Origin of the sequence: Rhodococcus sp. (in: high G+C Gram-positive bacteria), from assembly GCF_049591685.1 — a bacterium.
In the GTDB taxonomy this organism is placed as follows: domain Bacteria; phylum Actinomycetota; class Actinomycetes; order Mycobacteriales; family Mycobacteriaceae; genus Rhodococcoides.
Genome location: NZ_JBAWFH010000464.1, coordinates 1 through 12,022 on the forward strand (window position 1 = coordinate 1; position 12,022 = coordinate 12,022).

11 protein-coding genes are annotated in these 12,022 nt (G+C 66.1%); 10 read left to right on the forward strand and 1 reads right to left on the reverse strand.

From position 1 onward, the window contains the following. From WBQ44_RS19245 to ligA, 8 genes are all read left to right on the forward strand, one after another. Positions 1 to 788, forward strand: a 788-nt coding sequence (locus WBQ44_RS19245) for an electron transfer flavoprotein subunit beta/FixA family protein (RefSeq protein ID WP_495568271.1), incomplete at its 5' end; no start/stop codon positions are given. A 47-nt stretch (positions 789 to 835) separates the two neighbouring features. Beyond that, positions 836 to 1,792, forward strand: coding sequence for an electron transfer flavoprotein subunit alpha/FixB family protein (locus tag WBQ44_RS19250; RefSeq protein ID WP_495568272.1), 957 nt, complete (start codon positions 836 to 838; stop codon positions 1,790 to 1,792). A 148-nt stretch (positions 1,793 to 1,940) separates the two neighbouring features. Continuing rightward, on the forward strand, positions 1,941 to 2,768 hold the full coding sequence (locus tag WBQ44_RS19255; protein WP_495568273.1) for a GNAT family N-acetyltransferase: 828 nt from the start codon (positions 1,941 to 1,943) through the stop codon (positions 2,766 to 2,768). Continuing rightward, positions 2,765 to 3,676, forward strand: coding sequence for a lysophospholipid acyltransferase family protein (locus WBQ44_RS19260; protein ID WP_495568274.1), 912 nt, complete (start codon positions 2,765 to 2,767; stop codon positions 3,674 to 3,676). The genes WBQ44_RS19255 and WBQ44_RS19260 overlap by 4 nt, the downstream gene beginning before the upstream one ends. A 62-nt stretch (positions 3,677 to 3,738) precedes the next feature. Next, positions 3,739 to 4,977, forward strand: a complete 1,239-nt coding sequence (locus tag WBQ44_RS19265) for a cysteine desulfurase family protein (protein ID WP_495568275.1) — start codon at positions 3,739 to 3,741, stop codon at positions 4,975 to 4,977. Further along, complete coding sequence (mnmA, locus tag WBQ44_RS19270) at positions 4,977 to 6,068, forward strand: tRNA 2-thiouridine(34) synthase MnmA (RefSeq protein ID WP_495568276.1); 1,092 nt, start codon at positions 4,977 to 4,979, stop codon at positions 6,066 to 6,068. Before WBQ44_RS19265 ends, mnmA begins: the two co-directional genes overlap by 1 nt. Next, positions 6,065 to 7,084, forward strand: coding sequence for a methionine synthase (locus WBQ44_RS19275; protein ID WP_495568277.1), 1,020 nt, complete (start codon positions 6,065 to 6,067; stop codon positions 7,082 to 7,084). Before mnmA ends, WBQ44_RS19275 begins: the two co-directional genes overlap by 4 nt. 120 nt (positions 7,085 to 7,204) lie before the next feature. Then, positions 7,205 to 9,337 (forward strand): NAD-dependent DNA ligase LigA, encoded by a 2,133-nt coding sequence (gene ligA, locus WBQ44_RS19280; protein WP_495568281.1) that lies wholly within the window; start codon positions 7,205 to 7,207, stop codon positions 9,335 to 9,337. A gap of 15 nt (positions 9,338 to 9,352) precedes the next feature. Here the strand turns inward: ligA and WBQ44_RS19285 are convergent, their stop codons facing one another. Then, positions 9,353 to 10,003, reverse strand: a complete 651-nt coding sequence (locus tag WBQ44_RS19285; protein WP_495568278.1) for an ACT domain-containing protein — start codon at positions 10,001 to 10,003, stop codon at positions 9,353 to 9,355. Between the two features lie 229 nt (positions 10,004 to 10,232). Here WBQ44_RS19285 and gatC point away from each other — a divergent pair, with 229 nt between their 5' ends. Together gatC and gatA are read left to right on the forward strand one after the other, a co-directional pair. Then, on the forward strand, positions 10,233 to 10,532 hold the full coding sequence (gene gatC / locus WBQ44_RS19290) for an Asp-tRNA(Asn)/Glu-tRNA(Gln) amidotransferase subunit GatC (protein ID WP_495568279.1): 300 nt from the start codon (positions 10,233 to 10,235) through the stop codon (positions 10,530 to 10,532). Beyond that, entirely contained in the window at positions 10,529 to 12,001 is a 1,473-nt protein-coding gene (gatA, locus tag WBQ44_RS19295) for an Asp-tRNA(Asn)/Glu-tRNA(Gln) amidotransferase subunit GatA (RefSeq protein WP_495568280.1), read from the forward strand. The genes gatC and gatA overlap by 4 nt, the downstream gene beginning before the upstream one ends. Positions 12,002 to 12,022 lie beyond the last annotated feature (21 nt).

Here is a 12,022-nt window from a genome sequence, read left to right on the forward strand (position 1 = left end):
TTGTTTTGATCAAGCAGGTTCCCGACACATGGTCCGAGCGCAAGCTGTCGGACGGCGATTACACGCTCGATCGTGAGGCTGCCGATGCAGTGCTCGACGAGATCAACGAGCGCGCAGTCGAGGAAGCACTGCTCATCAAGGAGTCCCAGGGTGGCGAGGTGAAGGTCCTGTCTGCAGGCCCCGATCGTGCGACGGACGCAATTCGCAAGGCCCTCTCCATGGGTGCGGACAGCGCAGTCCACCTCAACGACCCGTCCCTCCACGGTTCGGATGCGATCCAGACCGGATACGCGCTCGCAGCCGCGCTGGGCAACGTCGCTTTCGAGAACGACGAGCCCGCCGACCTCATCATCGCGGGTAACGAGGCAACCGACGGACGCACCGGCGCAGTACCGGCGATCATCGCCGAGTACCTGCAGATCCCCGCACTGACGCAGCTCCGCAAGCTGGCCGTCGCAGACGGCAAGGTCACCGGCGAACGCGAAACCGACGAAGGCATCTTCGGCCTCGAAGCCACCCTGCCTGCCATCGTCAGCGTCACCGAGAAGATCAACGAGCCGCGCTTCCCCTCCTTCAAGGGCATCATGGCCGCGAAGAAGAAGACGGTACAGACCATCACCCTCGCCGACATCGGTGTCGAAGACGGCATCGTCGGCGTCGAGAACGCAGGCACCACGGTCACGTCGTCCACGCCGAAGCCTCCCAAGACTGCAGGCGAGCGGGTCAACGACGAGGGCGACGGCGGCGACAAGATCGCCACCTACCTCGTCGGCCAGAAGATCATCTGACCGCAGCAGCCGAGCAACGTTCGATACCACTCGAGGAGAGCAAAGTCATGGCAGAAGTACTCGTGCTCGTTGAGCACGTCGACGGAACACTGAAGAAGGTCAGCTCCGAGCTGATCACCGCGGCACGGGCGCTAGGCGAGCCCTCGGCAGTCGTCACCGGCCCGTCCGGCACCACCGACAAGGTGGCCGACGCGCTCACCGAAGCCGGCGCCGAAAAGATCTACGCAGCCGAGTCCGACGACATCGACGGTTTCCTCGTCACGCCGAAGATCGACGTCCTGGCCGCCCTGGCAGAATCCGTCTCCCCGGCCGCGATCATCACCGCGGCCAGCATCGAGGGCAAAGAGATCGCAGGCCGCCTCGCAGCACGCCTCGGCTCGGGCTACCACAACGACGTCATCTCCGTCGACGCCGACGGCAGTGCCACGTACTCCATCTTCGGAGGCGCGTTCACCGTCGAAGCCAAGGCCAACGGTGAAGTACCGGTCATCTCCCTGCGTCCTGGCGCAGTCGAGGCCGAGCCCAAGGCCGGAGCCGGCGCCCGCGAAACCGTCGAGGTTCCGGCGCAGGAAGAGGCCGTGGTCAAGGTCACTTCGCGCGACCCCATCGTCGGTGGAGATCGCCCCGAACTCACCGAAGCGACGGTCGTCGTCTCCGGTGGCCGCGGCGTCGGCAGTGCCGACAAGTTCACCGTCATCGAGGATCTCGCCGACTCGTTGGGCGCAGCAGTCGGCGCCTCGCGTGCCGCTGTCGACTCCGGCTACTACCCCGGCCAGTTCCAGGTCGGCCAGACCGGCAAGACGGTCTCCCCGCAGCTCTACATCGCCCTCGGCATCTCCGGTGCCATCCAGCACCGTGCGGGCATGCAGACCTCGAAGACCATCGTCGCCATCAACAAGGACGAAGAGGCACCCATCTTCGAGATCGCCGACTACGGCATCGTCGGTGACCTCTTCAACGTGGCACCGCAGCTGACCGACGCGGTCAAGAAGCACAAGGGCTGATCCTCTCAGGTACAGACCGTCCATACGAAGCCCCCGCATCCATTCGATGCGGGGGCTTCGCGCTGCGCATGAGCAGTTCACACAACCGATTCGGACGCTTCACCCTTTCGATGCGCTGAGGCCGCACCGATTCGATAGACACAGCACCATGACCACTTCAGTCATGACCGCAGGCCCGTCCGGTGCCACTGCTCCCGAGACCGACCGATACTCCCTGGTTCTCTCGACGGACCCCGATCATCGCCTGGCAGCCCAGCAACTTCGCTACGACGTGTTCACATCCGAGCCCGGATTCGCCCTACCGACCGAGACCGACGGCCGTGATGCCGACCGCTTCGACGATTTCTGCGACCACCTCCTCGTTCGCGACAACCACACCGACGAGTTCGTCGGTTGCTATCGAATGCTTCCCCCCGACGCGGCTGTCGCGGCCGGCGGCTATTACACGGCAACGGAATTCGACATCACGGCGCTCGACCCCGCCTCGTCGCGCGTCGTCGAGATGGGCCGCGCCGTCGTCCGGCCCGAGCACCGCTCGGGCTCCGTTCTCGGCCTCATGTGGGCCGGAATCTTGCACTACCTCGAAGTCACCGGTTTGGAATGGGTCATGGGATGCGTGTCGGTGCCGATGCAGGCGTCCGTCACCGACGCCGTCGGCGAGAACGTCGGCGGCGTGCGTGATCTGCTGCTCAGCAGGCACGCATCACCGGCAGATCGCCGGGCCGTCCCGTACAACCCGGTGATCGTCGACGGTAGGCCGCTTGCGGACCTGGCTCGGCCCGCCCGGACCGATGTCCCGCCGTTATTGCGGGGCTATCTCAGGCTCGGTGCAACGATCTGCGGCGAACCTGCCCACGATCCTGAGTTCGCCGTCGCGGATTTCGTCGCACTTCTCGGTCTTCACGAGGCGAACACTCGCTACCTCGATCGGTTGAGGAGCGCGGCGACCACCTACGAGACGAAGGTAGGCGCATGAGCCGCCGTGGACCGGACATCGCGGAAATCGTCGAACCGGCCGTCGACCACGCGTGGATGCCGTCCAGCCCCTGCGGCGCGGGTTGCATCGCGCGTGACTCGGCCACCGTCCACCGCGTCATCGTCATGTTGCGCATCCTCGTTGCCCTGTTCGCCTTCGGTCTACTGCCGGTGTTGATCGTGGTGGGCTTGCTGTCACCGCGCGCGCGGCACCGCGTGACGCGACTCGGGGCTCGACTGTTGCTGCTCGCCGTCGGAATCGGCCTGTCCGTCGAAGACCGCAGGTCGGCGCGCGAGAAGTCGCGTACCGAGTCCGGGGCCATGTTCGTCGCAGGCCACATCTCCTGGACCGACGTCCTCGTGCTCACTGCGCTGAGGCCTGCGACGTTCGTCGCGCGCGGAGATCTCGTCGACTGGCCGGTACTCGGTCTGCTGGCGCGGTCGATGAAAGTGCTCCCCGTTCACCGCCGCAACCTGCGCGCTCTTCCCGACACGGTGGACCAGGTGGCAGACCGGCTTCGTGCAGGCGGAACGGTGGTGGTGTTCCCCGAAGGTACGACGTGGTGCGGGCGGGCATACGGGTCTTTCCGCCCGGCGATGTTCCAGGCCGCGATCGACACCGAGACGTGGGTACAGCCGGTTCGACTCCGATACGTCGGCATCACCGGTGAGCGCACAACCGCTCCCTGCTTCGTGGGCGAGGAGACGATCGGGCAGTCGATCTCTCGGATCTTCGCGCTGAAGGGGATCATGGCCGAGGTGGAGTTGGTCGCGCCCGAACCTCCGGGAAGCGATCGCCGCGATCTCGCTCGACGATGTGAGATATCCGCCCGTTCCGGCGTTTGCCACCAGGATGTGCTGCACGAACCCGAGCTGCAGGCCATCGTCGTCCGTTCCGCCGCTCCCTAGCCGCCGCCCTCCATCTGGGGTGCGCAGGGCAACGCCGGAGAGCGGCTATCCTGAAGGGCGTTATGCCTTCTGCCCGCAGTTCGGCTGCTTCCCTCCGCACGAGCGCACCTGTGTACCTCGATCACGCTGCGACGACGCCCATGTCGCCTGCGGCGATCGAGGCGATGACAGCGGCGTTCTCGACCGTGGGCAATGCGTCGTCGTTGCACGGATCGGGGCGCGCGGCCCGTAGGCGCGTAGAGGAATCACGCGAGTCCCTAGCCGCCGACCTCGGTGCGCGTCCGTCCGAGGTGATCTTCACCTCAGGCGGTACCGAAAGCGACAATCTCGCGGTCAAAGGTATCTTCGCGGCCCGTCGCGACGCAGATCCCGCTCGCAACCGGATAGTTGCAAGTTCGGTCGAGCACCACGCCGTCCTCGACGCTGTCGAATGGCTCGAGCAGCACGAGGGCGCGCTCGTCACCTGGCTCCCGGTCGACGCCGAAGGACGTGTGCACCCCGACACCTTGCGCGCCGAGCTCGCGCTGCACGGCGACGACACGGCGATGGTCACCATCATGTGGGCCAACAACGAAGTCGGCACGATCATGCCGATCGAGGAGCTTGCGGCGGTCGCGCGCGAATACGACATTCCGATCCACAGCGACGCCATCCAGGCCGTGCCGCACCTTCCGGTCGACTTCGCGGCGAGCGGCCTGTCCGCTCTGAGCATCGCGGCTCACAAATTCGGTGGTCCCCAAGGCGTGGGCGCCCTGCTGCTGGGCCGGACCGTGGCATGCGTACCGCTGTTGCACGGCGGCGGTCACGAGCGCGACGTGCGATCGGGTACCCATGACACCGCGTCCATCGTGGCCATGGCGGCCGCGTTGCGAGCTACGGTCGGTTCGCTGCCGGACCGGCACGTGGAACTGACGCGGCTGCGCGAGCGGATGATCGAGGGTGTGCGAGCCATCGACCCCGACGTCGTCGTCAACGGTGCACGAGGCGAAGACCGGCTTCCCGGCATCGCCCACTTCACGTTCCCCGGTTGCGAGGGCGACTCGCTGTTGATGTTGCTCGACGCTGCCGGAATAGAATGTTCGACGGGCTCTGCCTGCACCGCCGGCGTGGCCAGTGCCAGCCACGTGTTGGTGGCCATGGGCGCAGACCCGTCGGTGGCTCGTGGTTCACTGCGGTTCTCGTTGGGGACTGGATCGTCCGACTCGGATGTGGACGCACTGTTGGCAGCGTTGCCGCAGGTAATCGAACGTGCCCGTGCTGCGGGATTGGCGAGCGTTGGAGCTCGGGGAGGACAACACTGATGCGTGTCTTGGCTGCTATGAGCGGTGGAGTGGATTCGGCGGTCGCCGCGGCTCGAGCTGTCGACGACGGTCACGACGTCGTGGGCGTGCACCTCGCACTGTCGAGCGAGCCGGGGACCCTGCGTACCGGTTCGCGTGGCTGCTGCTCCAAAGAGGACGCGGGTGATGCGCGGCGGGCCGCCGACGTCCTGAGGATCCCCTTCTACGTGTGGGACTTCGCCGACCGCTTCAAAGAAGACGTGATCGACGATTTCGTCGAGTCCTACGCGGCGGGCGAGACGCCCAACCCATGCCTGCGGTGCAACGAGAAGATCAAGTTCTCCGCGTTGGCGGATCGCGCGATCGCCCTCGGGTTCGATGCCGTCGCAACCGGTCACTATGCGCAGCTTCACGACGGAGTGCTTCGTCGCGCCGTCGATGCGGACAAGGATCAGTCCTACGTCCTGGCGGTGCTCACTCGCAATCAGCTGTCGAGGGCGCTGTTCCCGATCGGTGACACGCCGAAGTCGGAGATCCGCGCCGAAGCCGCCGAACGTGGGCTCGCCGTCGCGGACAAGCCCGACAGTCACGACATCTGCTTCATCCCGTCCGGCGACACGAGGGCGTTCCTGGGCGCCAAGATCGGCATCCGTCCGGGCAAGGTCGTCGACGCGGACACCGGTGCGGAGTTGGCCGACCACGACGGCGTCCACGGCTTCACAATCGGTCAGCGCAAGGGACTCGGCGTCGAGGGGCCTGCGGTCGACGGAAGGCCCCGCTACGTCACGGCCATCGAACCCGACAGCGGAAATGTCATCGTGGGCTCCGCGACGCGCCTCGACGTCTGGGGCATAACCGGCGCCCGCGCGGTGTGGACGGAAGGTTCCGCACCGGTCGGTCCGATCGAGTGCGTCGTCCAGGTACGCGCGCACGGAGGCATGACCGAGGCCGTTGCCGAGGCGACCGCGGACGGCGGTATGGACATCTCGTTGCGGTCGCCGCTCACCGGAGTCGCCAAGGGTCAGGCCGCGGTGCTGTACCGCCGCGATGTTCAGGGCGACATCGTGATCGGCAGTTCCACGATCGCCGGTACTCGTTCCGAGAGCGAGTGACCGACAGCGTTTTTGCCGCCCTGTCAACGGGTATCGGCTCGTGGCCCGGGTCCGACATCCGCGAGGCGGCCTCCATCGTGCTCGGAGAGTTGCCTGCGCTGCCACATCTGGTCGAGTTGCCGGCGCGCGGACTCGGCGCGGACATGATCGGTCGAACCGGGGCGTTGATGGCCGACGTCGAGCTGGACATCCGGACGTCGGGTTACCGTGTCGCACAGCGCAAGTCGTTGTCCGGTCGCCGTGCGGAAGACCTGTTGCACGAAGATCTCGACGTACTCGAAGAACTATGGGAAACGGGTGGATTCGCAGCCACCCATCAGCTACTGAAGGTTCAGGCAGCGGGTCCGTTCACCATGGCGGCCCAAGTGGAGTTACGAAGCGCGCACCGGGTATTGACCGACCGCGGCGCTGTTCGCGACTTCGCTATGTCGTTGGCCGAGGGGCTTCGCCAGCACTGCTCCGAGATATCCTCCCGGCTCGGAGTCGACGTCGTGGTCCAGCTCGACGAGCCGAGTCTCCCGGCCGTCCTCGAAGGCTCCCTGTCCGGCGTCACCCGTTTGGATCCCGTCCGCGCCGTGCCGGAGCCCGACGCGCTCGAACTGCTCGACTCGGTGATCCGCGCCATCGACCGTCCCGTACTGATGCACTGTTGCGCGAGTGGAGTGCCGCTCGATCTGCTCCGGCGGAGCGGCGCGTCGGCCGCAGCGATCGATGTGTCGCGCTTGCGCATCGCCGACCTGGATTCTGTGGGCGAATTCCTGCAGGCAGGCAAGACCCTCGTGCTGGGGCTCGTGCCCGCAACCGCGCCGGAACGTACGCCCACTTGGCGTGACGTCGCAGCTCCGGCGGCCGCGTTGGTCGATCGACTCGGTTTTCCGCGCTCGGTGCTCGCGGCGCAGATGTCGGTCGCACCAGCGTGTGGTCTAGCGGGGGCAACGCCGGAGTGGGCCCGAACGGCTCTCGAACTCGCAGGCAACGTCGTGGACGCGTTCGCCGACGCTCCTGACTCCCTGTGAGAGACTTCAGTCCATCGCTCCGGCCGGTGTCGCACCAGCCCGGGTGTCGGAGGCGTTCGATAGCCTTGCCTGGTGGACGAGAAGACTGCACAGCTGCCTACCACCGATGCCGCAGGACCGATCGAGTCCGGCGGCACTTCGGCCGCCCCGGCAGCCGGTACGCCTGCGTCCGGTGAGGACCGCGAGCGTTGGCAGGTGTTGGCCGAGGAAGTGCGCGGTCACCAGTTCCGGTACTACGTCCGGGATTCGCCGGTCATCTCGGACGGCGAGTTCGACACGTTGCTGCGGGAGCTGAACGAGCTCGAAGAGCACCACCCCGAGCTCCGCACTGCCGACTCGCCGACGCAACTGGTCGGCGGGGGCTTTGCCACCGAGTTCACCGCGGTCGACCATCTCGAGCGAATGCTGAGCTTGGACAACGTCTTCGACCACGACGAGTTGCGCGCGTGGGCCAAGCGCGTCGAATCCGAGACCGGTCCGGATCTGCACTACCTGTGCGAGGTCAAGATCGACGGGGTCGCTCTCAACCTGGTGTACGAGAACGGAAAATTGGTGCGCGGCGCCACTCGCGGCGACGGCCGCACCGGTGAGGACGTCACCCTCAATGCCCGCACCATCGAGGACATCCCGGAAACGCTGACCGAGAGTGCCGATTACCCGACCCCCACCCTGCTCGAAGTTCGCGGCGAAGTGTTCTTCCGCCTCGAAGACTTCCAAGCCCTCAACGCCTCGCTCGTCGAGGAAGGCAAGGCGCCGTTCGCCAATCCGCGCAATTCGGCCGCGGGCTCGTTGCGTCAGAAGAATCCCGCGGTGACGTCACGGCGCCGACTCGGCATGATCTGCCACGGTTTCGGCCGGATGGAGGGGTTTGCGCCCGACTCACAGATGCACGCGTACGAGGCGTTGAAGGCATGGGGCCTCCCGGTGTCGACGCACACCACCCGCGTCACCGGCATCGATGCAGTCGTCGAGAAGGTCGTCTACTGGGACGATCACCGCCACGACGTCGAGCACGAGATCGACGGTCTCGTCGTCAAGGTCGACGAGATGTCGCTGCATCGCCGACTCGGAACGACGTCGCGCGCACCGCGGTGGGCTATTGCGTACAAGTACCCGCCCGAGGAAGTCACCACCACGCTGCTCGACATCAGGGTCAACGTGGGTCGCACCGGACGCGTGACCCCCTTCGCCTATATGACGCCGGTTCTGGTGGCAGGTTCCACGGTGTCGCTGGCAACGCTGCACAACGGGTCCGAGGTCAAGCGTAAAGGCGTGCTGATCGGCGACACGGTCACCATTCGCAAAGCAGGCGAAGTCATTCCCGAAGTGCTCGGCCCCGTCGTCGATGCTCGCACCGGCAACGAGCGGGAGTTCGTCATGCCCACGCGATGCCCCGAATGCGACACGGTGCTTGCTCCGGCGAAGGAAGGCGATGCCGATCTGCGCTGCCCGAACTCGCAGTTCTGCCCGGCGCAACGCCGCGAACGCGTGTTCTTCGTGGCCGAGCGTGGCCGCTTCGACATCGAAGGGCTCGGCTACGAGGCGGCCACCGATCTGCTCGAGGCCGGGGCAATCGAAGACGAGGGAGACATTTTTTCGCTCACCGAGGAAGATCTGCTGAAGACTTCGATCTTCCGTACGAAGGCGGGTGCGCTGTCCGCGAACGGCCGTCGGCTGCTCGGTAACTTGGACAAGGCGAAGGACCGACCACTGTGGCGTGTGTTGGTCAGTCTGTCCATCCGCCACGTCGGGCCATCCGCGGGCCGTGCTCTTGCCACGGAGTTCGGGAGTCTCGAACGCATCGAGAACGCCTCCGAGGAGGAACTCGCCGCAGTCGACGGCGTCGGCGGAACCATCGCCAAGGCCGTCTCGGAGTGGTTCGGCGTCGACTGGCACCGCACGATCGTCGAGAAGTGGCGTGCGGCGGGTGTGCGGATGGAGGACGAGCGCGACGAATCCATCGTCCGCAATCTCGACGGTATGTCCATCGTCGTCACCGGGTCACTCGAAAACTACTCACGCGATCAGGCGAAGGAAGCAATCCTGGCTCGGGGTGGAAAGGCAGCCGGTTCGGTATCGAAGAAGACAGCCTTCGTCGTCGTCGGCGAATCCCCGGGCAGCAAACACGACAAGGCGGTCGAACTGGGGGTCCCAGTTCTGGACGAAGACGGGTTCACCATGTTGCTGACCGAAGGACCCGAGGCGGTCAAGCCTTCGGCGGAGTCCGATGCGGCTGCTGAGACGAGCGAGTAGCGGCCGGCGAGTGGCTCAGCCGAGCACCGTTGCGACGATTCCGGCGAGGTAGCCCAGCCGCGCTATCTCCGACGGACGAAAATCGGGACCGCCGGGACGGCCCAGCATCAGCACGATGCCCGTCGATCCGAGGGGGGCCGCTGCGATCTTGGTGTCCATGTCTCGCCACACCTGCGGCACCCAGTCCGCGTCGCCGTCCAGGCTCGCCGGATGGGTGAGCGGCATCCACGGCATGTTCTCGGCTCGGGTCTCGGGCGCGCCGGAGCTGCCGACCACGCGATACCCGCCGTGCGGGCCGGGAGCCACAACGACGCTCCACCCCACCCGCAACACACGCGGGTCCCCGTCGACGAGGACCTGCAGCCGATCGTCTTTCGCAGCCGCGACGCGGTCTATCAGTTCGAGTTCGCGGTGGGTATCGAGAACACCCGTGTACGGCCTGATGGAATCGACCCGCACATCGTGCAACTTCTCGGCCGCGGTGATCAGTGTGTCGGGAAGCGCCCCGGGTGGAACGTCGACGACGAGATCGTCGACGGCATAACCGTCGCCGCGCTCGATGACGTCCAGGGAAAGAATGTCGGCACCGACCGAGCCCAGCGCGACGGCGAGCGACCCGAGGCTGCCGGGACGGTCGGGAAGCTCGACGCGGAGCAGGTAGGACATCGACGCCCCTTTCGTGACACGGTTCGTTCGCAGACGCGAGCGCCGCGGTCATCTTCGCACTATCAGCGGTGGGCCTCGACTTCGCGGGCGTGGCACGTGAGATTTGCGACACCCGGCTGGGTCGTGGGCGAACGCTGGATGACGGACCGATGCGGGTGGCTACTACGCTCGTCCAGAGGTCGCGTGCCTGTGCGGCTGCATCGATACATGTGTGAAAGGGGTCTACGCGGTGCCTGATATCTCCCGCGACGAGGTGGTTCACCTCGCCCGGCTGTCTCGGCTTGCTCTGAGCGAAGCCGAGTTGGACGAGTTCGCCGGCCAGCTGGATTCGATTCTTCACCACGTGAAGGCGGTTGCAGAGGTTGCCGCCGAGGATGTGCCGCCGACGGCCAATCCCGGTGCCATCAACAACGTCACGCGCCCGGACGTGATCGTGCCCGGTCTCACGCCTGCGCAGGCCCTGTCCGCTGCGCCGAACGCCGAGGAAGACCGATTCGCAGTGCCGCAAATTCTGGGAGAGAGCGAATGACCGACCTGACCGCACTCGACGCGTCCGACCTTGCAACTCGGATTCATTCCCGCGAGGTGTCCGCGGTGGAGGTCACCCAGGCGCACCTCGATCGCATCGAAGCCGTCGACGGTGAGTACCACGCTTTCCTGCACGTCTCCGGTGCCAGCGCACTGGTCGCAGCCAAGGAGGTCGACGCAGCCCTGGCGGCGGGCGAGGCTCCGGCGTCGCCCGTTGCCGGTGTGCCGCTGGCGCTGAAGGACGTCTTCACCACGACCGATATGCCGACGACCTGCGCGTCGAAGATGCTCGACGGGTGGATTTCGCCGTACGACGCGACGGTCACCTCGAAGCTGCGGGCCGCGGGAATTCCGTTGTTGGGCAAGACGAACATGGACGAGTTCGCGATGGGGTCGTCGACGGAGAACTCGGCGTACGGTCCCACGAAGAACCCCTGGGACACCACCCGGATCCCCGGTGGCTCGGGCGGTGGCAGCGCGGCTGCACTCGCATCGAATCAGGCCCCATTGGCAATCGGCACCGATACCGGTGGGTCGATCCGCCAACCTGCTGCACTGACCGGCACGGTCGGCACCAAGCCCACCTACGGAACAGTGTCGCGCTACGGACTCATCGCCTGTGCATCCTCGCTCGACCAGGGCGGACCCTGCGGTCGCACCGTTCTCGACACAGCCCTGCTGCACGATGTCATCGCCGGGCACGATCCGCGGGATTCGACCTCCGTCGATCGAAAGCCTGCGTCGATGGTCGATGCGGCCCGCGCGGGCGCGAAGGGCGACCTCACCGGGGTACGCGTCGGAGTCGTCAAGGAACTGCACTCCGACAGCTACCAGTCCGGCGTCATCTCCTCGTTCGACGCGGCAGTTGCACAGCTGACGTCCCTCGGAGCCGAGGTCGTCGAGGTGTCCTGCCCGAATTTCGTGCATGCCCTGGCCGCGTACTATCTGATCCTGCCGTCCGAGGTGTCCTCGAACCTCGCACGGTTCGACGGGATGCGCTACGGCGCCCGTGCCGGCGACGACGGCACCCACAGCGCCGAGCAGGTCATGGCCATCACCCGGGCTGAAGGATTCGGCGCAGAAGTCAAGCGTCGCATCATGATCGGGACCTACGCACTCTCCGCCGGGTACTACGACGAGTACTACGGTCAGGCGCTGAAGGTCCGGACGCTGATCGCTCGTGATTTCGATCGCGCCTACGAGCAGGTCGACGTACTGGTGTCACCCACCACCCCGACCACGGCGTTCCCGTTAGGGGAGAAGGTCGGCGACCCGATCGCCATGTACCTCAACGACCTCTGCACCCTGCCGACGAATCTTGCCGGCCACTGCGCAATGTCGGTTCCCTCGGGACTGGCCGCCGAAGATGGTTTGCCCGTCGGTCTGCAGATCATGGCGCCTGCGTTCGGCGACGACCGTCTCTACCGAGTCGGCGCAGCCTACGAGGCGGCCCGCGGACCGCTGAAGTAGCTCAGCCGCATGAAACTCTGA